This window comes from Fontibacter flavus, from assembly GCF_042432905.1.
GTDB lineage: Bacteria > Bacteroidota > Bacteroidia > Cytophagales > Cyclobacteriaceae > Fontibacter > Fontibacter flavus.
Genome location: NZ_JBHLWI010000001.1, coordinates 101,004 through 124,316, shown reverse-complemented (window position 1 = coordinate 124,316; position 23,313 = coordinate 101,004). Strand labels below are relative to the sequence as shown.

The following is a 23,313-nucleotide window of genomic DNA, read 5'->3' as shown; positions in this document are numbered from 1 at the left end:
TAATCTGTAGGTTAGTAAACACCTCTTACTTTCATATTTAAGGTGTATACTGCTCCCATTGCTGTGATAAACAGGGTTTTTCTTTCTGTACCACCAAAGACTACATTAGCAGTCCAATTTTCTTCTACGGGGATATGTGCTATCTTCTCACCTTTAGGGTTGAATACGGTAACTCCTTTTCCTGTAAGATAGACGTTGCCACGGTTATCTATAGTCATGCCATCAGAACCCATTTCGACGAATAATCTTCTGTTTTTGAGGTATCCATCTTCTTCAATGTCATAAACATAGGTTTTGTTGTCTCCAATATCTGCAACATAGAGCTTTTTGCCATCAGGTGTACCGATCAGTCCATTTGGCTTGACCAGGTTTTCATCTACTCTGAAAAACTGTAATTTGTTAGGGGCTAAGTAATACAGGTGTTCACCATCTTGCTGCATTTCAGGATCTCTTGACCAATAAGGTCTTTTGTACAGGGGATCTGTTATATAGATGCCGCCATTTGGAGCTATCCATAAGTCATTCGGGCCATTTAATAATTTTCCTTTAAAATTTTCAATAAGCACTTTTGCATTGCCCTTGTCATCAATGGACCAAAGTTGATTGTCCTCATCGGCACAGGTAATCAGATTGCCCATCCTATCAAAAAACATACCGTTTGATCGGCCCGCATTTTCTTTGAATATGCTTACTTCATTTCTTGTAGCTGACCATTTGATGATTTTATCATTGGGCTGGTCAGTAAAAAAAACATCTCCATTCCGATGGACAGCCGGCCCTTCAGTAAACGTAAATCCATCAGCGACTTTGACTAATTGGGCATTTTTGGCTACGATATTCTTTTTGTCTTCAATTTGTGCATGGATCTGACCATAAAGGGCTAATGAAGCAGTTAAGATCAGTGCAAATGTTTTATTGAACATGCTATAAATAGGTTTTTGGGTTTCTCAAAATATTCCACGGGTTTCTTTAAATAAAATTCAGCCTATATTACTTAGATAATTTACCTGGCCTTTTTCATTTAGTTTGTTCCGAAATGTTTGAAATTAAACTGGGCTTGTTATTTTTGGAAGAGCCTAAATATAACGGAATATGACCACAATTGAGAATAAGCCCAAAACCTTTTTGGATAGATTTCTGGATTTCATTGAAAGAGCTGGAAATAAACTACCGGATCCAGCCATGTTATTTTTGATTTTAATGTTAATTACCTGGGTGCTTTCTGCATTATTGGCCCCCATAGACTTCGGAGCTATTGATCCCAGGTCCGGTAATGACTTAAGGGTGCAAAATTTACTGACAGGATCACAGTTTGCAGCATTTTTAGCCAATATGACTAGTGTATTTATCAATTTTCCACCTTTGGGCGTGGTTTTATTGGCCATGTTAGGGGTGGGAGTTGCGGAACATTCAGGTTTCATCAATGCCGGTCTCAAATTTCTCTTAGGGGTAACGCCGAAAATGTTATTGACGCCAATTCTGGTGCTGGTGGCTATCGTCAGTCACACTGCAGCTGATGCAGGTTATGTATTGGTGATTCCCTTGGGTGGTGTCATCTTTTATGCGGCTGGTAGACATCCACTGGCAGGGATAGCCGCAGCCTTTGCGGGTGTGTCTGGAGGATTTAGCGCGAATTTCATCCCCTCCAGTATAGATCCTTTGATACAAAGTTTTACCCAGTCTGCAGCGCAGATCATCGATCCTGAAATTCTCCTAAACCCATTAAACAATATTTTCTTTACAGGGCTGTCGAGTGCTGTGGTGATAGCAGTGGTATGGTATCTGACAGACAGGGTGATTGAACCTAGGTTAAACAGGAATGTGAAAGTTGACGAAAACCTGGAGGATATTCCTAAAATGGAGAATTTGAGTAAAAAAGAAGGAAAAGCATTTTGGATTGCATTTTTCACGATGATTTTCAGCTTTATTTTGCTGGTTTTGTGGGCTATTCCTGCTGATTCAGCCTTAAGAGATCCAGAAGGTGAGATCACTTCTTTTGGAGCGCCTTTGATGAAGTCAATTGTGCCCTTGATCTTTATTCTGTTTTGGATTCCAGGCCTGGTTTATGGATTTGCAAGTGGTACATACAAGAGCATGAAAGATATGGTGGCTTCTATGAGTAAGGCAATGGGCAGTATGGCTTACTATATAGTCATGGCTTTCTTTTGTGCTTTGTTTATTGATGCTTTTGGGAAGTCGAACATTGGAGCCCTTACAGCATTAAAGGGAGCTGATTTTCTACAGGCTATGGACCTACCTGCTCAGATCACCATCGTGGGCATAGTTTTATTGACGGCCTTTGTAAATTTACTTGTGGGTTCTGCTTCAGCAAAATGGGCACTCATTAGTCCTATCTTTGTACCCATGTTGATGCAACTGGGTATTTCTCCTGACCTTACACAAGCAGCTTACAGGGTAGGGGATTCGGTATCAAATATCATTACACCTTTGCTTCCTTATTTTCCGTTAATTGTGGTTTTTTGTCAACGTTACGTGAAGTCTACAGGAATTGGTACTCTGGTTTCGATCATGTTACCTTATTCCCTGGCACTTTTGGTGATTTGGAGTTTGTTCTTACTGCTTTACTGGACCTTAGGTATTCCTCTTGGTTTACAATCAACTTACGAATATTTGATGCCAATTCGCTAATTTCGTTCCATAACGACAACAAGTTTGAGTAATTTTGGGGAGTAGGCCATCCTGCTGATCTTACCATAATTAGGTTGATTGATGGTGCCCATTTCTGCCCAAGAATTGTTTTTGAAATTGCGGCTATATAATTTATTGTCTTTCCCTGTGAGCATGACGTTTTTATCTATCCAAATAAAATCTTCCGCTCCAGGGTAAGTAAAGCCAAAATCATGGTAAGTTCTTTTTTCTAAATCAAATCCTTTGATGGCATAGGAATTTTCACCGTTGATCTCTTTCATCTCATTTTTATCGATATATGTGATGATACTGGACTTTGGTTTCTTTTTGATGGATCTACCTACGTTTTGGCTGATGGTGATGATTTCTGCTTTACTATATGGATAAACGAGTTTATTGGGAGAGCCTAAGACAAACATAGCCGCTTTATTATCATACCAATCATAGTAGCCTACAGGCTCAATATCGTCATAGAGGAGTTCTGGTTCTCCAAAGTTTGTAGGATACAACCATAGGCGTTGCTTTCCATCTTCTTCCACTGTCACAGCAGAAATATACATCCCACAATCAGTAATTGAAGGGGAGTATTCATTCAGATTGGAGGACTTTGTCAGGTTGGTAAATTTTTTTGATTCGAAATTATAAATGATAATATCATGATTACCGCTTTCATCTGCTGCTGAAAAAGCCATTTGCTTTTCATTGATGAAGTTGGGTTGGTTATCATAAGCCTTTCGATCGGTGATTTTAACTTCAGTTCCCGGAATCAGTTTTATTTTTTGGCCTGTTTTTTTTACATCTACTGCTATCAGGTCTGTGCTTACTTGGGCATTTGAGTTGATTCCAAGGAGGATAAGTAATGAAATGAGATAGAAACTTTTGAAGCGGATCATAATTGTGAAATTCTGAAACCAAATTACAAAATGAAGGTTAGAATGAGGTGAATAAACTTAAATTATATCAAGATTCTTATCTGAACGAGGCCAGAGAGCAAACAGACCCTCTTGCAGATGAAGCAGTGTTCTATCTCTATCAGCATCCAGATTGGATATTTCAAATCAATCAATTCGAAATTTTACCATCCGGGGAAGAAATCAAAAGTATGCCCTTGCCGCTGAGTTGTTTTTTCTCTGCTTTTGAAGAGTTGCCTGTTTGGCAAAATGATGAGAAAGTAAGACATGCTCAACAATTTTTCGGGCAAGAGGGAAATCGATATCTAACGCTTTTAGGTTTTTATGCGTTGCCTTATTGTTACGCTTTTGCCGATGGCGCTCAAGTGCTGGTCAGGTCAAAAAGAATCACTGATGATATTGGTATGCGTTTGACTGAAACGGCTTTGTTTTTATTGGATTGTTATAGACCTGGTACTTTTTTAGATGATTCAAAGTCACTTTTAAGTATAGCCAAAGTTAGGCTGATCCATGCTTTTAGTAGGTTTTTTATCAAAAAGTATGGGAAGGATTGGAATATGCAATGGGGGCAACCCGTCAATCAGGAAGATATGATCGGGACGAATTTGGCTTTTAGTCTTTTGGTGATGAGGGGAATGGAAAAACTTGGAAGGTTTCCGGGGAAAGAAACCCATGAAGCAGTACTACATTATTGGAAGCTTATAGGGTTTTATTTGGGAATCAATATTTCATTTTGGCCAGAAACAGCCAAAGAGGCATTTGAACTTGAGAAGATTATCAGGAGGCGTCACATGAGAAGTTCTGATGCAGGAAGGAAATTGGTCAACTCATTGATCAATTACTATAGGCAGGCTATTCCTGATGAAAATATTGCTGGAATAGTAGAAACCATGATGGCGTATTTTGTAGGGGAGAAGGCATCTGAAGCATTAGGAATATCCCAAAAAGTAAAACACCCAAAAGAATTGTATGCCTTTACCTTGGATTTGAGTTTTTTCAGGCAATATGGAATAGTTTCAAGTTATGTCAAAACCAGGAGGATTTTTATGGAACAGACCAAGGAGCAATTTGGGATGGAAATAAAACTTCAGCTCCCTTATCAAAAGCGTTCATAATCGTACATTTTTTGTCCGTTCTTAAAACTGTTTAGTTTTAATACCCTTCAAAAAACGTTAAAAAGGGCATTTTTTGCTTATGGCATTCTTTTCGTATTTTACTCTACAAATGAAAAGAATCACTGACATAATAACTGGTTTTCCTTTGGAATTGATCTTCTGGATCGGAGCCCTGATCGGTATCCTTTTGATAGATCCATATGGTCCCCAGCATTTCAGCCTTTGTCCTTTGGATAACCTAGGGATCCATTGGTGTCCGGGCTGTGGACTGGGTAGATCTATGAGCTTGTTGACCAAAGGGGATCTCAAAGCTTCCTGGTCAATGCACCCTTTGGCAATGTTCGCTTTTGCAGTGATTATTTACAGAATTATTCAACTAATTAGAAACATCAAAACAACAAAACACTATGGCTAATGTATTGAGACACCTTCCGGAATTGGAAGGAATGGAACTTGGGTATATTCAAGGTATCCTTAAAAATATGGATGACGAACAGGCAAGTCTTTTTGCCCAAGTTTACAGAGCGAGAAGAAAAGACAATCAGATGATATTGATTCTATGCCTGCTTGGTTTCTTTGGTTTTGCCGGGCTTCACAGGTTTATTCTTGGCCAGGTAGGTTTGGGCATCCTTTACATCCTGACAGTGGGACTTTGTTTTATCGGTACCATTGTGGACTTGGTGAATTATAAGAGTTTGGCATATGAATATAACATCAAAGTTGCTCATGAAACTTTGTCAATGATGTCTAATGGTGGAACCTATTACCCTTCTAGTAATGAAACTAACCAATAAGGCTTTTCAAGTTGTTTTACTCTTTGGATTAGGGTTATGCTTAGCGTCATGTTATGTCCCTGAGAAGACCTTTACCAAGGATTTTGAGGAAACATTTTCCGGTATCAAAGAGATTGAAGTGGAAGGAAAGTTTCTGGAAGTATCCTATGAAGGAAAGGAAGGTGCTCAGGAAGTATTTTTGAGCGCTTATTTGGAAGCACCTGAAAGTAGTGGCATGGATATCAGGTATAGAAAATCCGGATCAAAACTTAAAATTGAAGTAGTAGGAGAGACTTCCTTCTCAGGTTGGAATTTCGGAGACCAATTCAATGGTTTTATAAGTTTGGTTGGTCCTGAAGAAGTCAAATTGAACATGGTGGCCAATTCTGGATCTATAGATGTCATGAATGTGGTCCATCAAAAAATAGATTTGAAAGTAAATTCAGGCAGTATCAAAGCCATTGCTTTGGAGGTGGATGAAATGAACTTATCTGCCTCCTCTGGTTCTGTAAAAGGTGAAGGAATGACAGGGAGAATTCAATGCCAAGTAAATTCCGGGCAAATAACTTTCACGGATGTAGTAGGTGACATTGAGGCCAAAGGAAGCTCAGGGAGTATGAAATTTGAAGAAATTGAAGGGAATGTGAATGCCAAAATTAATTCAGGTTCTATTCGGTTCAATAATGTGAGCAGTCTTGGAGAGCTTTCGGTAAGTTCGGGAAGTATTAAGGCTGTAGATTCAGGAATAGGTCAATTTACTTCTTTGAACGCAAATTCGGGCAGTATCAATATTCAGACAAATTCAGACTTATCTCAGTTTAATTATGATTTAACTGCAAACAGTGGTTCAGTCAAAGTAGGGGAGAAATCTTCAGGTAAATCCGTGGAAATTGATAATCAAGCTCAGTATACCATCAAAGGAAAAGTTAGTAGTGGTAGTATCAAGATAAATAACTAAACCAACTATAAATTAAGACTCGGAAGTTTCGTAGTCAAAAATTTTAAAAGCCTGGGTTCTTGTTTTTAAACCCAGGCTTTTTTTAGGATTTATTAAAATCCATGGATACAGAATTGATGCAATATCGGATTCCTCCCCGATCTTTTGGACCATCAGGGAAGCGATGCCCCAAATGACTGCCACATTTTCCACATAGGATTTCTTCACGGATCATGAAATGGGAATAATCCATCTGTACATCAATCGCTTCTGGATTGACAGGTTCTGTAAAGGATGGCCATCCGCAACCGCTGTCATATTTGGCAGAGGAATGGAATATTTCATTTCCACATGCTTTACACTCGTAAATGCCTGACTCTTTGTTCAGATAATATGCGCCTGTAAAAGGCCTTTCAGTTCCTTTTTCTCTTAGGACATGATAGCTGACCTCGTCAAGTTCTTTTTTCCAATCTTCTTCAGATTTTTGAATGGGGTATATTTTATCGGATTTCTTTTTCATCACTATCTTATTAGGTTTTCATAAGCCGTAGTTTTTCGGCCTATCCCTAAGTTAACCAAAACCAACTTTAAGGTGTTTTGAACTTCTTCTATTGATTCATTATATATCCTTATGGGATTCGGAAACTCAATTTATTTTTTGATTGGTTTTTGATGAAACTTTCATTCATCAGCATAGGTCGGTATTTTCCATGAGCAAACATTTCAGCCTGATCACTGTAATAATCACTGAAAAGATTACCACTTTGTCCAGTTGGAAGTACTGATTCGGCTGCTTCAACATTCGCAAAATCAATGATGATTCTCATGGCTGGACCAGAATTGACGTTATAGATCCCGCTTGGATTTAGCGTAAATGGCAATTTGTTTACAGATTCCTCATTTGCAGTGACTTCGGGAGCTTTGACATTGAATATTTTGTCCAAAGGTTTTTTGGCCCCAAGAGGGTGTGGGTGAACCAACACTACTGCTTTTTTCCACTGCCAGTCAGCGCTGTTTGACCCAAATTGATCCTTTAATTCAGATAAAGATTTTTCCAGTGCTTTGCTGACAATTTCTCTTTTGCTCTCTTTTTCGGGAGTGTTGGTATTATCCCACCATGGAGAATTATCCGTTCGGATCAGATTAGGGACGCTTCTGATGTAAAGGAATGTTTTGATGAAGTTTTCAAAATCAGCTTCACCTAGTTCATCGGCCATCATACCATGCAAGGTATGGTAAAGCCATTTGTAATAGATGGTAGGAGCAAGGGCATCAAGGTCATGGTTGCCGTCCCATTTCTCCAAAGCGTTTTTTGCTGGTTCGAAGCCATTGAAATCATTGGCATCAATCACCGCAAGCATGCTTTTGGCATTGATGGGATGATTTTCATTTATCGCCTCTAATTGTAGTTGTTTAATGCTTTCCTGAGTCCAATCATTTCTTGAAATAACTGTTTTTGCTATTCTGTTCCAACGATCTCCAGGATAGTAATATCCAGGAAAAAACATACCATTACTTAGCGTATCAGGCTGGTTATTGGCTGAAGCTACAAAACCGGATGGGGGATTGATGCTCATTGGATTTTCTTCGAAAGGCAGCCATCCTAATGGTTCATTGTATGGGTTACTTCCATCGATGAAAATCTTGCTGTTGACCTGCTCAGGGCGGATTGGCAACTTAGCGGTGGCCCACCAAGCGATATTTCCTGATTTGTCACCATACATTACATTCAGTCCAGGAGCGTGGATCAGCCTGACTGCATTTTCAACCTCCTGAATATTTTCTGCTCTTGCCATTTTCCAGGTTGCTTCGAGTGCTTTTGTGGGCTCAAGCGTATAGACCCACCAAGAGGCGACAGGATTTTGGGTAAGCCTTCCAATTTCCGGAATGACGCCATTCATTATTGGGCCATGAATGGATTCGGAGATTTCGAATTCTACCGGGTCTTTTCCTTTTACAGGTATGCTTTCGATTCGTTTATTCAGAGGTTTGTATACATCGCCATATACTGTTTCGTCAGGATTATTAGGATTGAGGGTTTCCTCAAAAAAATCCTGATCGTCATTTTCAAACATAGTCAGGCCGATGCTATGATTTCTGGTGTGACCAACAAGACCAAATGGCAAGCCGGCAAGATGGTTTCCATAATAACTGAAACCAGGATATTCTATGTGTGCCTCAAACCAAACAGAAGGTTGGGCAAATCCAATATGTGTGTCATTCAAAAACAATACTTCACCGGAGGCTGTACGGCTTGGGGAAATCACCCAGGAGTTACTTCCTTCCAATAAAGGGACAGGGATCTTTTCTAGCAAATCATGAAGGTTTGGTGATAAGTCAATTTCACCATTGGAGGGATTTCTTGCCGGGTAATGATTAGGAATCACATGGTGTTCCGGCAAAGTATGGATGGAAAGGACTTTAAGGTAGTCAGGGTCGAGTTGTCTGGCCATTTTGGTGATTAAAGGATCCGTTTTCATGGCCATTGCAAAAGTAAAGGACATATACCCAACGATTCCATGAACATCATTGATGGTAAATTCCCTTGGCTTTGTTCCCAAAAGGGTATATTCAAGAGGGAGTTTTCCATTTTGGATGAAATGGTTTACACCTTTGATATAAGCTTCAGTAGCTGATTTCCAAGGAGAATCTCCTTCTTTATTCCATTCCTCTGTACTCCATGATGCATGCTTGGGTATGCCTAAGGTTCTGAAAAATTTATCAATATCCAGAACATCTTCCCCTAGCAGTTCTGCTAATGTTCCAGTACCGACCCTTCTCATCATCTCCATTTGGAAAAGCCTATCCTGGGCGTGTACATATCCCATAGTCATATAGGCATCCTCTGCGGTCTGTGCATAGATATGTGGTATACCAAAATTATCGAAATAGACTTCAGTTTCATTAGATAGGCCTTTCATGTCAATTTCACCATTATAAGTGGGGCCAAATTGGTACCTGATAATCACATAACCCGTAATCGATATGAAGAATAAGATTAAAAGAGCAAAGAGTAATTTTTTCATGCTTTATTCGGATTGGGAAAATTTTTAAGCGATTTAGTTAGCTGAAAATTACGAGTTAAATGATGAAATATTGAAGTTGGTCTGAAAAAAATATAAAGATCTCCAATTTTACCCTAATCCCACCAATTGTATGAATAGTGAGAAGTTTTGATACTTTAAAAACGTTTCTTTTCTGTATGGTACTTAAAAGCACACTTTTTTATACAATGAAAAAGTATCCTTCAAGAAGGAATTGTCTGAAGGATTATTTGAAATTAATTGAATCGGGATTTGTAATGGTGGAAAGCCCATAGAAGGTTTAACCTTCTATGGATTGTAGGATGATTTGGCAGGCAATTTCAATTTCTGCATGTGTGATGACCAAAGGTGGTGCAATCCGCATCGCATCATCACAAAACAGGAACCAATCAGTGATGATTCCCTTTTCAATAGCCCGGTCTATGATAGGTTTCAGTACTTCAAATGATTCAAATTCCACGGCCATCATCAGCCCTTTGTTTCTGATGGATTTTATTTTAGGGTGGACAAGCAGTTTTTTGAATAAATTGGCTTTGCTTTCCACCTGTCCGATTAAATCTCCTTCCAAAATCACGTCTATTGTGGCCAGAGATGCAGCCGAAGATACTGGATGACCGCCGAAGGTAGTGATATGGCCTAACAGTGGATTATTTTTGAAGGCGCCCATGAGTTCTTTGTTGGCAATAAATGCCCCGATAGGCATTCCTCCGCCCATGCCTTTGGCACAAACAAGGATGTCCGGTACAATGTCAAAGTGTTCAAAAGCCCAAAACCTACCTGTTCTTCCAAATCCAGCCTGAATTTCGTCCAAAATCAGGAGCGTACCGGTTTCGTTGCATCTCTTTCTTAAAGCCTGGAAATATTCTTTTTCTGCTACTCTTATTCCCGCTTCACCTTGAATAGTTTCCATGATGACCGCGGCAGTTCCTTCATTGATTTGGTCCAAGTGATCTAAGTTGCCATATTCTATATTGGTTATTCCTGGTAATAAGGGTCTATAAGCTCTCTTGAAAATCTCATTTCCACCAACAGAAAGGGATCCATGTGAAGAACCATGATAGGCATTCACACAAGAGATGATTTCCCTTCTATTGGTATACCGTTTTGCAAGTTTGAGGGCACCTTCCACAGCCTCGCTTCCCGAATTGACAAGGTAGACATTGTCCATATGGGCAGGCAAGGTATCGGTCAGGGCTTTGGCTAATTTAACTTGAGGGCTTTGCACATATTCACCATAAACCATCAGGTGAAGATATTTGTCTAATTGGCCTTGGATAGCCTGAATCACTTTAGGATGTCTGTGGCCTACATTGCTCACGCCTATTCCAGAGATCAGATCCATGTATTTTCTCCCTTCCGGCCCATACATATAGATTCCTTCTGCCTTTTCGATTTCAATCAAAAGAGGAAAATCAGTGGTTTGTGCTAAGTGTGAAAGAAAGAGTTGGCGGTTATTCATTGGGTAGACTGTTAGAAAATAGAAGCGAGATTTTGAAAGTGGTAATTACCAATTAACTAATTACCAATCACTAGTCAGGGAAGGGTCAGATTTTTCTGAAGCGAAAGAAGATTCCAAGGGGTAGTTTTTTATTGAACCGATCTACGAGATATAACTCTCCGTGCTCAGCATTGTTAACTTCCTTAAAGTTGGAATTGACCAGATTGGCTGCGATGATAGAGCTAAAGCTTAGCGAGTACATGTTGAGAATCAGGAAATGGTGATCGTGTTCCAGTAATTCTGCGCATAATTTGAGCATTTCATTGATCTGTTCTTCCAATATCCATTTTTCCCCATCGGGTCCTCTGCCATAGGCTGGAGGGTCCAGGATAATGCCATGGTATTTATTCCCTCTTCTGACCTCTCTTTTGATAAATTTCATGGCATCATCCACTATCCATCTGATACCATCCAAACCTGAAGATTCCATATTGTGTTTGGACCAGGTGACCACTTGTTTTACTGCATCTAAATGCGTTACATCAGCGCCACAAGCTTTTGCTGCTACGGATGCTGCTCCTGTATAAGCAAAGAGGTTAAGAACTTTTGGTTTTTTTACAGGCATCTTTTTTAACGTGTCTGAGATATAATCCCAATTGACCGCCTGTTCGGGGAAAAGTCCGATATGTTTAAATGAAGTCATGGCAAGATTCAACTTCATTTTCAATCCATCTGTGTTTTGGTAAGAGAGTTGCCAATTATGTGGAATCTTTTTTAGCTCTTTCCACTGTCCTTTTTCGGGATTGTTTTTCTCTTTGGTAAAATGGGCATGGGTCATGTTTTTCCATTCCTCCTCATTCAAACTCTTGTCCCAAATTGCCTGTGGTTCAGGTCTGCTCAATACAAACTGTCCAAACCTTTCCAATTTTTCAAATCCTCCAGTATCGATCAGCTCGTAATCTTTCCAATGAAGGGGTGTCAAAGACAAAATACTTTCTTTCATAATACAAAAGTAATGATATAATTGATCTGGGTTTTGGTTTTAATTCTCAGAATTGATGACGAAATTAAAGGTGAAAATTTAAATTACTATGCAAAAAGGGAAATTACTGCTGATGATGATGTTTATGTTGTCAGTGATTGGTTTTGTGAGGGCACAGTCTGTTACTTCTCTGAAGCAGCAGGAGGTTGATTATGGCAGGGCTTTTCGCTTCAATGTGAAAAGTGATGGTGTAAAAGGGACACCTTTTATGTATGATGAGCCCATAGCTGCCAATATTTCATTGAAAAGTGGAAAGGTATATGAAAATATTCCTTTCAATTTTTTACCAGAAAAGGATGAGATTTACATACAGACCGGAGGTCCTGAAAGTGATCCTTTGGTTTTGAAAAATTGGGAATGGTTACAGACATTGGAGCAACAGCCAAAAATGTTCCGCTTAGAGTACTTGGAAGGAAAAGAAAGGATAGTTGAAATTCTTTTCGAGAATGATCAAGAAAAATACGTTGCCCTGCACTTCAAATATCTGGTCAAACCCACCAATCTCAAGGATGGTTATACAGGGCCACAATATGACACTTACAGGCCGGATGTCAGGTTTTTTAAACTCAACGGTCTCTTATCTCAGGAGTTCAAGGGCAATACCAGCGGACTTAAAGAACTGGCTAAAGATCAGTACAATGCATTAAGACAATATGTGAAAGTAGAGAAACTTAAACCTGAGCGCAGTGAAGATATGAAGAAAGTACTGTTATTTTTATTTGATTAGTTTTAAAGCCATTTTGCCAATTTTTCCTCACTTAACGACCAAAGCTGATCCCTCATTTCTTTTGACCTTGCTGTTGAGGACGGAGTAAGAGGTTTTGAGTTTTTAAAATAATAGCCATTAAAGGAATTTGGCAATGTTGTTTGCGCCAGATAAAGTGTGGTTTTGGCTCCTTCTTCAGGAGTAATCATAAATGGTGTGGCCAATTTCCAAAAGAGTTTGAATATTCCTCCGCTTTCCTGTCCAAAATTGGTTTTGACTACACCAGGATGCAGTGCAAATGATTGTAAACCTTTTTCTCCATATTTTTCTTTCAGGGATTTTGTGAAGAGGATGTTGAATAACTTGACATTTGCATATGCATTAAATGAAGCGTAATTGGATTTTTCGTAGTTTAAGTCTTCAAAATTTACTTTTGCGGCCCTATGTGCTTCAGAGCTTAAATTGATGACTTTTGGGGATTTGGACTTCAGTAACAAGTCCATCAGATGATGCGTCAAAAGAAAATGTCCAAGATGGTTGGCCGACAATGAAAGTTCAAAACCATCTTTGGTTATGTGTTTCTTATTGAAAATTCCTCCGGCGTTATTGATTAAAATATCCAGAAAATCCGATTGGCTTTTAATTAATTCAGAGGCCTTTATGACTGAGTCCAAATCAGCAAGGTCTAGGGGAACGAAAATGACTTTCTCCTGATGTGCTTTTGGGAGTTCAGATATTAATTGAGTTGCTTTTTCTTTATTTCTTGCCAATAAAAAAAGCTGTTCAGCAGAAGAGGCTAATTTTTTGAACGTAATTTCTCCTATTCCAGAGGTCGGTCCTGTGATCGCAATTTTCATTTTATATCAATTTCAAGTGTAACTAAAAAAATGCCGGGAGAGTTTGATCCATTGGTGATAAATATAAAATTCTGCCTTTCTAATTTTTTCTTAATCATTTGATAAAATTTTGTAATTTTAAGGCTTATAAATTCTTAAAAATCACCTTAAACAGAAGCTGTTAGTTTAATTATGTTTGTTTAACTTTTGTAAATCAAAGGTTTACTGATAAACTATGGGCGTCTGTAAGTATTTTATTAAAGGCTATTGGAACCGAAGAAACCATTTATAGATATTGAGCAAGTGCTCAAAAATAAAAATGCCAGCCTGCATAAATGGCTGCCAGGTTTTGTGATCAGTTATATCAAGCGTATAGTGCATGAGTCTGAAATCAATAAAATCATGGCCAAAATCGGTCATTTGCAAGGCATTGATTTTGTCAATGGGTTGATTGAGGAGTTCGGAGTAGAGGTTTCTTTGACGGGTGAAGAGAATATTCCAAAGGATGAGTCTGTGATTTTTGCTTCCAATCATCCTTTAGGGGGTATGGATGGGATAGCGTTCATGTATGCCTTGGGGAAATATAGGACTGATATCAGGTTTTTGGTGAATGATATTTTGACCAATATCAAAAACTTTGAGCCAATGTTTGTGCCTGTTAACAAGCATGGTGCAAATAGTAGGGAAGTGAGTAAACTGATAGAAGAAACCTATGCAGGGAATCATGCTGTTTTGGTTTTTCCTGCCGGGTTGGTTTCAAGAAAGCAGGCTTCCGGAATATTGGATTTAGAGTGGAAAAAGAGTTTTGTGTCTAAAGCCAAAAAATACAAGAAAGATGTAGTTCCTGTTTATATTGAAGGAAGGAATTCCAATTTTTTCTACAATCTTGCCAATCTTAGAAAAAAGCTTGGCATAAAGTCGAATATTGAGATGTTTTATCTTGCGGACGAAATGTTTTCGCAAAGAGGTAAAAAAGTTGTTATACATATAGGAAAACCGATTTCTTACAAGTATTTTGATCAATCAAAAAGTGAAAACGAATGGGCCAAGGAAGTCAAGAAATTGGTTTACCAAATGGCTTAAATTATAAATATATGCAAGTAGTTATACCCCCTGTTGATCGTGCCCTTTTGAAGAGTGAACTGACTGCTGAAAAATTTTTACGTTACACGAATAACGGCAACAATCATATTTATTTGGTAGACTATCATGATTCCCCTAATACTGTGAGAGAAATAGGGAGGTTAAGAGAGTTGACATTTAGAGGAGCTGGTGGAGGTACTGGCTTGTCTTTGGATCTGGATGAGAAAGATACCAATGAAAATTGCTATAAACAGCTGATTACCTGGAACCCCGAAGATGAGGAGATTGTGGCAGGTTACAGGTTGATCAAATGTAAGCATGCAGGAATGGATGAACATGGTCAGATAAATCTGTCAACAGCCCATCTTTTTTCTTTTTCTGAAAGATTCCTGAATAATTATATTCCATTTACCATAGAGCTTGGGAGGTCATTTGTTCAGCCAATGTATCAGCCAAGTGTCAATAACAGGAAAGGTTTGTTTTCATTGGATAATCTTTGGGATGGTTTGGGCGCTGTAGTGATGCTGAATCCTGATATCAAGTATCTATTTGGTAAAGTGACCATGTATCCACATTATAACAAAGAAGCGAGGGATATTTTGCTTTACTTCATGCATTACTATTTTCCGGACAAGGATAATCTAGTAATGCCTCTTGAACATTTAAGGTTGGGGTATTTTACTGATGAAAAGGCTTTCATGGGTATGTTTGATGGTCTGGATTACAAGGAAGGGTATAAATTATTGAACAGCAAAATCAGATCGTATGGTGAGAACATTCCTCCCTTGATTAACACCTACATGAATCTTTCCCCTACGATGAAAACATTTGGTACTGCGCTGAATGATGAATTTGGGGCAGTTGAGGAGACAGGTATTTTGATTACCTTGGAAGATATCTATGAGAGCAAAAAACATAGGCATTTGGAAACCTTTGAGAGGGATAGGGTGTTTGGAAGCAGATGAATAAAGAAGTCAAGAAAACGGTCATACTTGGTGCAACTACCAATCCAATGAGATATGCCTATGTGGCTGCGGAAATGTTTTCAGAAAGGGGAATCCCTTTTGTTCCTGTAGGAATTAAAGAGGGTGAGGTCTTTGGTGAGAAAATCCTGAATATAAGGGAAAGGCCATCTGTGAATGATGTGCATACTGTCACGCTGTACCTTGGTCCTCAAAATCAGGTGGAATGGTATGATTATATCTTATCATTAAAGCCACAAAGAATTATTTTTAATCCAGGAACTGAAAATCCCGAACTATATGATTTGGCAAAGAAAAATGATATCCAGGTTTGTCAGGCATGTAATTTAGTGCTATTGAGTACTGGGCAGTTTTAACTTTTTTTAGATTCCAAAAAAAGATTCATGTACCAAATATGTGGTGCTGAAATCAAGGAAACAAGAATAAAAAACATGAGGATCAGTTCCTCCGCTTCACTGCTAGAGTAGAATAAAGCAAGAATAACTATCATTCCTCCTATGCTCACAGCAGTGAAAGGTATCATTCTCATGATAAAGCTTTTTAATTTATTCTTGAAAAAATAATTTTTCAGAGACAAATATTCTTCGTGCATGCTTGGGACGGCATGCCAAAATCCAAAATAGATGATGAAAGCTACCAAAAGGGGCAACTGGTATAGTAAAATGCCAACAACAATCATTTCTAAACTTAGGATTTTCCAATTTTTAAGATTATTTCTGTTTATTAAGACAATACTAATGAGGAGACTGCTAATGATAATCGGCAGTCCATAATGCTGTAAGGGCTCGATATTGATCAGATTATTTAGGATTGCTGCAGTATTGTTGAAGTCTCCCCAAAAGATGACACTCAAGTAGTAAACTCCCGTCAACAGGTAAATAATATTCTTTTGATAAGTTAATGTTGTCCAGATAAAATGGCTTTGGCCAAAATGATAGGCAGACATGGCAATAAAAGCAAGAAGGGCAGGAATGGGGAAGAAGATCCAAATGATTGAATACAAGATGATTATAACTATATATTTGAAGATAAACTTCACAAGACCCTTGTTGTTGATCATAGGGTTAAGCAGTAAATGATCCAAGGCCCCATGAGGTATACCAATGGTCAGTAAAATTGTACCAAAAAGAATCCACTCAAAATTCTGGTTTCCCTGAAAGAATAACAAGTAGACTAATGCAATCGCAATTCCCAAAATTTTACCGGATTTTTCAATGTTGTTCATAATGAATCAGAGATTTAATGAAAATGGGGAATTTTAAGCGAGAAAGGAGTTTTATTTCTTCTTTCAGGCTGGTTTCTTCATTTAAAAATCGTAAAACATCATCTCCTGAATTTTTTTCAAAAAGATTAAAAAAAACCTTTGGCAAAGCTTTAGGCCATTTTTTGGCGATATTCAGTATGATGTTATCATAAAAACCAAAGCGAAAGTTTCTTTGCCAAGAAGGATTGTCTTTCATGAGCTTACTTTCGAGATCATTAACAATCGTTTGGCAGTGCTTTTGGATAGTGTGAAAGGTATATCCTGTACTTGGTTTTCCGCAGCCAGCTATGCTTCCCAAATTAATAATATTCTTATTTTGCTGGCTGGCGAATTGAAAAGTAGTCATGGGGATGCTCCCTTGCTCTCTAAAAGTTATTTCATAAATATCCTGTCCAAGTTTTTCCTGAATGAAATGACTGATTTCACATTCCATTGAATCAAATTCAATTGGCTGAGTGGTAAATGCAGTGTATTCCACCAAGGCTTCATTTTCACTAAATGGAAGGATGTAGAAAAAGTCCGTTTTATCCTCCTCAGGATTTACGAAATCCATCATGACAGCTGTATCCGGCTCAAAACAAGAATTCTTGGTTTTGATTTTCCATCCTACAAAAACCTGCCTTAGAATATTGCTTTTTAGGTTTATCAAAGAGTTATCAGGGATGCTATTGAAGACTTTTTTGCCTGAATAGACATTTCCTAGTGATGTCCTTACAATCACGGAATTTTGTTCGATTTCTTCCATGGTGTTTACTGTGTCATGGATGAAATTAACATTTTTGAAAAGTATTAACGAACGCTTTTATTTCATTATAAAAATCAGAGGAGCTAACGTGGAAATATTTAAGTTTCCCAAGAGGTTTTTTGATCTTATTTTTCCCATTGGAAATGCTGATATTTTCCCAGAAGACTAATGGGCTGTTTTTTGGGTGGATTTCAAGTGGTTTTTCAGCCCAATAGCACCACGTCCGATCATTGATGGTTTTTTCAGAACTGTCGATGATGAGAATCTTTTGATCTTTCAGGCTACCTTTCAAAAGATAAAACAGCAAACTCATTCCTGCGCAGCCAAATCCTGTTACAATGAAATCATAGGTTACATGGGGGGCATTCATGGATTTTAAGTTTTGGTCTCAGTGCAATTTTGATATTACTTAAAAGATACCCACCCTGAAATGTTCAGGATGGGTTTTAATTTTTAGGCAGTTACGGCTTTTCTGTTTTTTGCTGTTTCAGCGATTGCTACAGAGTAAATTACAAGACCAAATCCTATTTTGTTGATAGCATCAGCCAAGTTATAGAACAAATCTATGCTACTCACTTCAAATGCACCTGATAATAAATTTCCTGGGAGCACCATGTATCCGATAGGATAAATTGACCAACCTAATGTGATAAAGATTTTCAAAAGGAACATTGCCTGTCCCAAAGCTGGACTTTTGGAAGTTTTGGCCAATTTTGCCACGTCGCCAAAGAACACTTCATATACGATGTACAAGTAGCCAAAGGTGGAGAAGATGCCCCACATTACATTACTTTCAATACCTGAAGTCTCTCCGATGTAACCAGTGATCAACATCACTAAAGATGCTAGAATTAATTTAAACAAAGTGCTTCCTTTGGCTCCGAAAGGTTTGGTCAACAAATAAAATTCCACACACATCAAAGGAACAGTTAAAGTCCAATCCACATATCTGAATGCAGTTGGGCTTTGACCTGTTTCCAGGTAGAAATCCCTCATGTAGTAATAATGGACGGCTGCAATCCCTGTAATCAAGCCTGATACCAAAAGTGAAGTTTTCCACTTTCCATCTACTGATCCTCTTTCTACGAAAAAGAATACAGCTGAAGCAAACATTGCCATGTAACCTATGAAAAAGGTGATGGCAACCGGGTCACTGTTGATGATCTTATCAAGACCAACTAAATCTGCGGATAAAATGGTGTTCATAGATAATTGTTTTTAAATGGTTAATAATTTTGAAATATTATTTTGGTGATCGATAGGTAGATAATCAATACAGAATAAAATTTGTTTAATGAAAAACTCATAATGTTAAACACTTGTATATAAACAGTTGCAAAACAGGGTTAAGAGGTGTTAAAAAGTCATTTTCATAAAAAAGGTGTGTGTGGTAAAAATCTAACTTTTTAAAATAATATTTTGAATTTACTTATAAGTGTAAAATATGGATTTTTAGAAAATTTTGACTGGGATTTCATTGTTCCAAAAGGTATGTGCTCTCGATTTTTTTGTGTATTATTACGGGTTGATTGTTGAAATAAAAAATCTCTTTTTTGGAAAGAAAAAAGGTGTTTTAAACAAGTTATGAGCGAAAATAAAGAAGGAAATCAGAAGGATTATTCAGCTGGGAATATCCAGATCTTAGAAGGTTTAGAAGCAGTTAGGAAAAGACCTGCGATGTATATTGGGGATGTAGGCATAAAAGGTTTACACCACCTGATCTGGGAAGTTGTAGATAATTCTATCGATGAGGCCTTAGCAGGTCATTGTGATACCATTCATGTTACTGTAAACGAAGATAATTCCATTACTGTTGAAGACAACGGAAGAGGTATTCCTACGGATATGCACCCGAAAGAGAAGAAGTCAGCTTTGGAAGTTGTCATGACTGTACTGCATGCTGGAGGTAAATTCGATAAAGATACGTACAAAGTATCAGGAGGTCTTCATGGGGTAGGTGTTTCTTGTGTGAATGCTCTTTCTACAGATTTGAAAGCTACTGTACACCGTGGAGGTAAAATATATGAGCAGGAATACAAGATAGGTGTTCCCCAGTATCCTGTGAGGGAGATCGGTACAACAGATAAGAGAGGGACGATTATCCATTTTAAGCCTGATCTCAGTATTTTTAATGTTGGGGAATATAAATATGAAACCATCGCCAATAGATTGAGGGAAATGGCGTTTCTAAATGCAGGCATCAGAATTACCTTGACAGACCTGAGAGAAGTTGAAGATGGGCAGCCAAGAAAGGATGAATTTTTCTCTGAAGGTGGATTGGTTGAATTTGTTCAATACTTGGATGAAACCAGGGAGAAAATTATCGATACCCCAATTTACATTGAAGCAGAGAAAAATGGAGTACCTGTACAGGTTGCCATGAATTATAACTCTTCTTACTCAGAGAATGTGGTATCCTATGTGAATACTATCAATACTTATGAGGGGGGGACACATGTGTCTGGTTTTAGAATGGCTCTAACGAGGACTTTAAAGTCCTATGCGGATAAGTCTGGGATGTTAGACAAATTGAAGATTGATATCTCTGGTGATGATTTTCGGGAGGGTTTGACCGCTGTGATTTCTGTCAAGGTGGCAGAACCTCAATTTGAAGGTCAGACTAAAACGAAACTTGGTAACTCTGATGTATCGGGAGCGGTCAATTCTGCGGTATCTGAGGTCCTTCAGACTTGGCTGGAAGAGCATCCGAAGGAGGCTAAAATTATAGTGGGTAAAGTAGTCTTGGCAGCTCAGGCCAGGCATGCAGCAAGAAAGGCCCGCGAAATGGTACAAAGGAAAAACGTTTTAGGGGGTGGTGGATTACCAGGTAAACTTGCTGACTGTGCCAACTCTGATCCTGTTGTGTCCGAATTATATTTGGTGGAAGGAGACTCTGCAGGAGGTTCTGCGAAACAAGGAAGAGATAGAGATTTCCAGGCAATTTTGCCTCTGAAGGGTAAGATCCTGAACGTGGAAAAAGCCCATGAGCACAAAATTTATGATAATGATGAAATCAAAAATATCCTCACTGCGCTTGGGGTAAGGATTGGGACTGTTAATGATGACAAAGAATTGGATCTTACCCATCTGAGATACCATAAAATTATCATCATGACGGATGCTGATATTGATGGTTCCCACATCAGGACATTGATTTTGACATTATTCTTTAGGTATATGAGGACCTTGATCGAAAAAGGCTATGTGTATATTGCCCAGCCTCCTTTGTACTTGTTGAAAAAAGGCAAAGATGAGCGTTATTGTTGGACAGAAGAAGAAAGGAAAATACTCACTCGGGAAATGGCCGGAGAGGGCAAGGAAGACTCAGTCAATATTCAGCGTTACAAAGGTCTTGGTGAAATGAATCCAGAGCAGCTATGGAGTACCACTATGGATCCAAATACCAGAACGCTCAAGCAGGTGACCATTGAATCAGCAGCAGAAGCAGATCATTTGTTCTCTATGTTGATGGGCGATGAAGTTGCTCCTAGAAGAGATTTCATTGAGCGAAACGCTAAGTATGCAAAAATTGATACTTAATAAGTTTTATTAGATGAAAAAAGGGGCTATTTGCCCCTTTTTTTATGAATAAATTATTAAACTTAAGTTTCGCAAATCAAGTAAGTAGTTTATTAGATTTGCATTAATACCATCGAAATATGAACATAGCCAATAAAGATAAATTCGACAGTATCATTGAAAGCAGTGACTTGGTCAGTAGGGACCTCAGTTGGCTGAAATTCAATGAACGTGTGCTTGATCAATCTAAAAAAGAATCAAGGTCAATTTTTGAAAAACTGAAGTTTTTAGCCATTACAGCATCAAATCTGGACGAGTTCTTTATGATCCGTGTAGGCTCCCTGTATAATTATCTGGATTATGATAAAGAACGTGTGGACTATTCAGGTCTGAGGGAAGAGCCATTTAAAATGAAATTAATGTTGGAGTGCCAGCAGTTTCACAAAAGGCAACAGGAACATTTTTTGAAAAATCTCCTACCAAACATGTCTGAAAGTGGTTTTATTTTGAGTAATGTAAAAAACCTAGCGCCTGAAGAGCAGGATTATATCAAATCTTATTTTCTAAAGGCAGTATATCCTATGCTGACGCCAATGGTATTTGATGGATACCGAACTTTTCCTATTCTGATGAATAAACTTTTGGTTTTTGGTGTGGTTACTTTGGCCCCCGGAGATAAAAAAGAAAACAGGAAGCTTTCATTTGTACAGATTCCGGCCAATATTCCAAGGTTTTTTGAGGTAGAGAGGGAGGATGTTGTGGTGTATATTCCTATTGAGGAAGTGATACGAGAGAATATAGTTTCCCTGTTTAGGAATGTGAACATTGAATCCATTAATCTATTTAGGATTACAAGAAACGGAGATTTTACCTTAGAGGAAAGTGAAGATATGGATGCGAATTTCCTTGAAGAGGTAAAGCGTAAGCTGAATGAAAGAAAAACCGGTAGGGTAGTAAGGATTGAAATAGAAGAGGGGTACAGCAAATGGATGGTTAACCTTTTGAAAGAAAGATGGAATATTCAGGATGATAGTATTTTTAAAGTGGAGAGGGCCAGTATGCTTGATTTCACAGGGTTGTGGCAAGTAGTCGGCAATAGAAGGTTTAAGGATAAAATTTCCCAAATGCCTGCTCCGGTTCCACCTATTTCTTATCCACAGGAAGGTACAGATGATATATTTCAAGTATTAAAAAACAGGGATATTCTTTTGCATCACCCTTACAACAATATTGATCCGATCCTGGATCTGATTGAAAAGGCTGCAGATGATCCGAATGTGATGGCGATCAAAATGACCATTTATAGGTTGGCAAAGGATTCGCGTATTACAAAAGCACTTTTAAGAGCAGCGGAAAACGGCAAGCACGTTTCTGTTCTTTTTGAAGTGAAGGCAAGATTTGATGAGGAAAATAATATTCGGGAAGCCAAAAAGCTTCAAAAAGCAGGTTGTTTTGTTATTTACGGCATCAGTAATCTGAAAACCCATACCAAGCTTCTGCTTATTGTCAGGAAGGATGATAATAGGGTTACCAGGTTTGTACACTTAGGGTCTGGGAATTATAATGAGGATACTGCCAGGCTGTACACAGATATAGGTCTTTTGACCACGAATGAAGTACTGGCCAATGATGTTTCTGAGTTCTTCAATGTAATTACCGGGCATTCGATGCCAAGCACTTATCAAAATCTGATTACTGCGCCAAGAGATATGCGTAATCAGTTGATTGCTTTTATAGAACAAGAGGCTGAAAATGCCAGGAATGGTTTTCCGTCAGGTATATTTATCAAGGTGAATTCTCTTGAGGATTCTGAGATCATCTATGCTTTATACAGAGCTTCCCAATCCGGTGTGCCTGTTAAATTGATTATTAGGGGAATCTGTTGTCTCAGGCCTGGACGAAAAGGATTGAGTGAAAATATAGAGGTTTTGTCAATAGTGGGTGATTTTTTGGAGCATTCGAGGATTTATCATTTTCATAATAATGGCCATACCAGAACTTATGCTGGTTCAGCAGATATGATGGTCAGGAGTTTTGACAAGAGGCTTGAATCACTTTTTAGAGTTGAAGATAATTTATTGGAAAAGCAGCTGATGAATATTTTGGCATTTAATCTAAAAGACAATGTGAACACTTATAGGATGTTGGAAGACGGAACTTATGAACCGAAATTCCCTAAAGAAGGTGAAGAGGAATTCAATGTACATAAAGAATTCTTTGATGTAAAAGTAGAAGATGTCTTGAAAGTACAATTAGTATAATAGCAAA

The 23,313-nt window shown here is 38.3% G+C and carries 22 protein-coding genes; 11 read left to right on the top strand and 11 right to left on the bottom strand.

Going from position 1 to position 23,313, the window contains the following annotated elements; all coding sequences use genetic code 11:
• Positions 1–11: 11 nt before the first annotated feature.
• Positions 12–923 carry an SMP-30/gluconolactonase/LRE family protein gene (locus tag ACFFIP_RS00565; RefSeq protein ID WP_382385607.1) on the bottom strand — a complete coding sequence of 304 codons (912 nt, stop codon included), beginning with the start codon at positions 921–923 and terminating at the stop codon, positions 12–14.
• A 169-nt stretch (positions 924–1,092) separates the two neighbouring features.
• Between ACFFIP_RS00565 and ACFFIP_RS00560 the strand changes: the two genes are divergently transcribed.
• Positions 1,093–2,649, top strand: a complete 1,557-nt coding sequence (locus tag ACFFIP_RS00560; protein WP_382385606.1) for an AbgT family transporter — start codon at positions 1,093–1,095, stop codon at positions 2,647–2,649.
• On the opposite strand, the gene ACFFIP_RS00555 is transcribed toward ACFFIP_RS00560, so the two are convergent.
• Positions 2,646–3,542, bottom strand: a complete 897-nt coding sequence (locus ACFFIP_RS00555; RefSeq protein WP_382385605.1) for a TolB-like translocation protein — start codon at positions 3,540–3,542, stop codon at positions 2,646–2,648. The genes ACFFIP_RS00560 and ACFFIP_RS00555 overlap by 4 nt on opposite strands.
• Positions 3,543–3,589: 47 nt before the next feature.
• Between ACFFIP_RS00555 and ACFFIP_RS00550 the strand changes: the two genes are divergently transcribed.
• From ACFFIP_RS00550 to ACFFIP_RS00535, 4 genes are all read left to right on the top strand, one after another.
• The gene (locus ACFFIP_RS00550) at positions 3,590–4,675 is read left to right on the top strand and encodes an oxygenase MpaB family protein (RefSeq protein ID WP_382385604.1); all 1,086 of its coding nucleotides are present in this window, start codon (positions 3,590–3,592) and stop codon (positions 4,673–4,675) included.
• A 109-nt stretch (positions 4,676–4,784) separates the two neighbouring features.
• Entirely contained in the window at positions 4,785–5,090 is a 306-nt protein-coding gene (locus tag ACFFIP_RS00545) for a DUF2752 domain-containing protein (RefSeq protein ID WP_382385603.1), read from the top strand.
• Positions 5,083–5,469: a TM2 domain-containing protein gene (locus ACFFIP_RS00540; protein WP_382385602.1), complete on the top strand. Its 387-nt coding sequence runs from the start codon at positions 5,083–5,085 to the stop codon at positions 5,467–5,469. The genes ACFFIP_RS00545 and ACFFIP_RS00540 overlap by 8 nt, the downstream gene beginning before the upstream one ends.
• Positions 5,453–6,406, top strand: coding sequence for a DUF4097 family beta strand repeat-containing protein (locus tag ACFFIP_RS00535; RefSeq protein ID WP_382385601.1), 954 nt, complete (start codon positions 5,453–5,455; stop codon positions 6,404–6,406). The genes ACFFIP_RS00540 and ACFFIP_RS00535 overlap by 17 nt, the downstream gene beginning before the upstream one ends.
• 82 nt (positions 6,407–6,488) lie before the next feature.
• Here ACFFIP_RS00535 and msrB read toward each other — a convergent pair whose 3' ends face one another.
• The 4 genes from msrB to ACFFIP_RS00515 all read right to left on the bottom strand — a co-directional run bounded on the left by msrB (position 6,489) and on the right by ACFFIP_RS00515 (position 11,870).
• Positions 6,489–6,905 (bottom strand): peptide-methionine (R)-S-oxide reductase MsrB, encoded by a 417-nt coding sequence (msrB, locus tag ACFFIP_RS00530; RefSeq protein ID WP_382385600.1) that lies wholly within the window; start codon positions 6,903–6,905, stop codon positions 6,489–6,491.
• A 109-nt stretch (positions 6,906–7,014) separates the two neighbouring features.
• Positions 7,015–9,411: a penicillin acylase family protein gene (locus ACFFIP_RS00525; RefSeq protein WP_382385599.1), complete on the bottom strand. Its 2,397-nt coding sequence runs from the start codon at positions 9,409–9,411 to the stop codon at positions 7,015–7,017.
• Between the two features lie 298 nt (positions 9,412–9,709).
• Positions 9,710–10,888: an aspartate aminotransferase family protein gene (locus tag ACFFIP_RS00520; RefSeq protein ID WP_382385598.1), complete on the bottom strand. Its 1,179-nt coding sequence runs from the start codon at positions 10,886–10,888 to the stop codon at positions 9,710–9,712.
• An 85-nt stretch (positions 10,889–10,973) separates the two neighbouring features.
• Positions 10,974–11,870 carry a class I SAM-dependent methyltransferase gene (locus tag ACFFIP_RS00515; RefSeq protein ID WP_382385597.1) on the bottom strand — a complete coding sequence of 299 codons (897 nt, stop codon included), beginning with the start codon at positions 11,868–11,870 and terminating at the stop codon, positions 10,974–10,976.
• A gap of 88 nt (positions 11,871–11,958) precedes the next feature.
• Here ACFFIP_RS00515 and ACFFIP_RS00510 point away from each other — a divergent pair, with 88 nt between their 5' ends.
• The gene (locus ACFFIP_RS00510) at positions 11,959–12,636 is read left to right on the top strand and encodes a hypothetical protein (RefSeq protein ID WP_382385596.1); all 678 of its coding nucleotides are present in this window, start codon (positions 11,959–11,961) and stop codon (positions 12,634–12,636) included.
• A gap of 2 nt (positions 12,637–12,638) precedes the next feature.
• On the opposite strand, the gene ACFFIP_RS00505 is transcribed toward ACFFIP_RS00510, so the two are convergent.
• Positions 12,639–13,472, bottom strand: a complete 834-nt coding sequence (locus ACFFIP_RS00505; RefSeq protein ID WP_382385595.1) for an SDR family NAD(P)-dependent oxidoreductase — start codon at positions 13,470–13,472, stop codon at positions 12,639–12,641.
• Positions 13,473–13,718: 246 nt separating this feature from the next.
• Between ACFFIP_RS00505 and glsA the strand changes: the two genes are divergently transcribed.
• From glsA to ACFFIP_RS00490, 3 genes are read left to right on the top strand one after another with little or no spacing between them, the layout of a single operon-like run.
• A complete protein-coding gene (gene glsA, locus ACFFIP_RS00500) occupies positions 13,719–14,534 on the top strand; it encodes a lyso-glycine lipid O-acyltransferase GlsA (protein WP_382385594.1) in 816 nt (271 codons plus the stop codon).
• Positions 14,535–14,545: 11 nt separating this feature from the next.
• Positions 14,546–15,499, top strand: a complete 954-nt coding sequence (gene glsB, locus ACFFIP_RS00495; RefSeq protein WP_382385593.1) for a glycine N(alpha)-acyltransferase GlsB — start codon at positions 14,546–14,548, stop codon at positions 15,497–15,499.
• Positions 15,496–15,873 (top strand): CoA-binding protein, encoded by a 378-nt coding sequence (locus ACFFIP_RS00490; RefSeq protein ID WP_382385592.1) that lies wholly within the window; start codon positions 15,496–15,498, stop codon positions 15,871–15,873. The genes glsB and ACFFIP_RS00490 overlap by 4 nt, the downstream gene beginning before the upstream one ends.
• On the opposite strand, the gene ACFFIP_RS00485 is transcribed toward ACFFIP_RS00490, so the two are convergent.
• The 4 genes from ACFFIP_RS00485 to ACFFIP_RS00470 all read right to left on the bottom strand — a co-directional run bounded on the left by ACFFIP_RS00485 (position 15,870) and on the right by ACFFIP_RS00470 (position 18,732).
• Positions 15,870–16,742, bottom strand: coding sequence for a Brp/Blh family beta-carotene 15,15'-dioxygenase (locus ACFFIP_RS00485; protein ID WP_382385591.1), 873 nt, complete (start codon positions 16,740–16,742; stop codon positions 15,870–15,872). The two genes, ACFFIP_RS00490 and ACFFIP_RS00485, sit on opposite strands and share 4 nt — an antisense overlap.
• Positions 16,729–17,526, bottom strand: a complete 798-nt coding sequence (locus ACFFIP_RS00480) for a lycopene cyclase family protein (protein ID WP_382385590.1) — start codon at positions 17,524–17,526, stop codon at positions 16,729–16,731. Before ACFFIP_RS00480 ends, ACFFIP_RS00485 begins: the two co-directional genes overlap by 14 nt.
• A 25-nt stretch (positions 17,527–17,551) precedes the next feature.
• Positions 17,552–17,896 carry a hypothetical protein gene (locus tag ACFFIP_RS00475; protein WP_382385589.1) on the bottom strand — a complete coding sequence of 115 codons (345 nt, stop codon included), beginning with the start codon at positions 17,894–17,896 and terminating at the stop codon, positions 17,552–17,554.
• An 83-nt stretch (positions 17,897–17,979) separates the two neighbouring features.
• Positions 17,980–18,732: a bacteriorhodopsin gene (locus ACFFIP_RS00470; protein ID WP_382385588.1), complete on the bottom strand. Its 753-nt coding sequence runs from the start codon at positions 18,730–18,732 to the stop codon at positions 17,980–17,982.
• A gap of 378 nt (positions 18,733–19,110) precedes the next feature.
• On the opposite strand from ACFFIP_RS00470, the gene gyrB reads away from it, so the two are divergent.
• Both gyrB and ppk1 read left to right on the top strand, forming a co-directional pair.
• The gene (gene gyrB / locus ACFFIP_RS00465) at positions 19,111–21,066 is read left to right on the top strand and encodes a DNA topoisomerase (ATP-hydrolyzing) subunit B (protein WP_382385587.1); all 1,956 of its coding nucleotides are present in this window, start codon (positions 19,111–19,113) and stop codon (positions 21,064–21,066) included.
• A gap of 119 nt (positions 21,067–21,185) precedes the next feature.
• A complete protein-coding gene (gene ppk1, locus ACFFIP_RS00460; RefSeq protein ID WP_382385586.1) occupies positions 21,186–23,306 on the top strand; it encodes a polyphosphate kinase 1 in 2,121 nt (706 codons plus the stop codon).
• Positions 23,307–23,313: the final 7 nt, after the last annotated feature.

Coding starts and splice junctions, on each gene's coding strand:
- ACFFIP_RS00565 (WP_382385607.1), bottom strand. CDS start 923: ATGTTCAATAAAACATTTGCACTGATCTTAACTGCTTCATTAGCCCTT.
- ACFFIP_RS00560 (WP_382385606.1), top strand. CDS start 1,093: ATGACCACAATTGAGAATAAGCCCAAAACCTTTTTGGATAGATTTCTG.
- ACFFIP_RS00555 (WP_382385605.1), bottom strand. CDS start 3,542: ATGATCCGCTTCAAAAGTTTCTATCTCATTTCATTACTTATCCTCCTT.
- ACFFIP_RS00545 (WP_382385603.1), top strand. CDS start 4,785: ATGAAAAGAATCACTGACATAATAACTGGTTTTCCTTTGGAATTGATC.
- ACFFIP_RS00540 (WP_382385602.1), top strand. CDS start 5,083: ATGGCTAATGTATTGAGACACCTTCCGGAATTGGAAGGAATGGAACTT.
- ACFFIP_RS00535 (WP_382385601.1), top strand. CDS start 5,453: ATGAAACTAACCAATAAGGCTTTTCAAGTTGTTTTACTCTTTGGATTA.
- msrB (WP_382385600.1), bottom strand. CDS start 6,905: ATGAAAAAGAAATCCGATAAAATATACCCCATTCAAAAATCTGAAGAA.
- ACFFIP_RS00525 (WP_382385599.1), bottom strand. CDS start 9,411: ATGAAAAAATTACTCTTTGCTCTTTTAATCTTATTCTTCATATCGATT.
- ACFFIP_RS00520 (WP_382385598.1), bottom strand. CDS start 10,888: ATGAATAACCGCCAACTCTTTCTTTCACACTTAGCACAAACCACTGAT.
- ACFFIP_RS00515 (WP_382385597.1), bottom strand. CDS start 11,870: ATGAAAGAAAGTATTTTGTCTTTGACACCCCTTCATTGGAAAGATTAC.
- ACFFIP_RS00510 (WP_382385596.1), top strand. CDS start 11,959: ATGCAAAAAGGGAAATTACTGCTGATGATGATGTTTATGTTGTCAGTG.
- ACFFIP_RS00505 (WP_382385595.1), bottom strand. CDS start 13,472: ATGAAAATTGCGATCACAGGACCGACCTCTGGAATAGGAGAAATTACG.
- glsB (WP_382385593.1), top strand. CDS start 14,546: ATGCAAGTAGTTATACCCCCTGTTGATCGTGCCCTTTTGAAGAGTGAA.
- ACFFIP_RS00490 (WP_382385592.1), top strand. CDS start 15,496: ATGAATAAAGAAGTCAAGAAAACGGTCATACTTGGTGCAACTACCAAT.
- ACFFIP_RS00485 (WP_382385591.1), bottom strand. CDS start 16,742: ATGAACAACATTGAAAAATCCGGTAAAATTTTGGGAATTGCGATTGCA.
- ACFFIP_RS00480 (WP_382385590.1), bottom strand. CDS start 17,526: ATGGAAGAAATCGAACAAAATTCCGTGATTGTAAGGACATCACTAGGA.
- ACFFIP_RS00475 (WP_382385589.1), bottom strand. CDS start 17,896: ATGAATGCCCCCCATGTAACCTATGATTTCATTGTAACAGGATTTGGC.
- ACFFIP_RS00470 (WP_382385588.1), bottom strand. CDS start 18,732: ATGAACACCATTTTATCCGCAGATTTAGTTGGTCTTGATAAGATCATC.
- gyrB (WP_382385587.1), top strand. CDS start 19,111: ATGAGCGAAAATAAAGAAGGAAATCAGAAGGATTATTCAGCTGGGAAT.
- ppk1 (WP_382385586.1), top strand. CDS start 21,186: ATGAACATAGCCAATAAAGATAAATTCGACAGTATCATTGAAAGCAGT.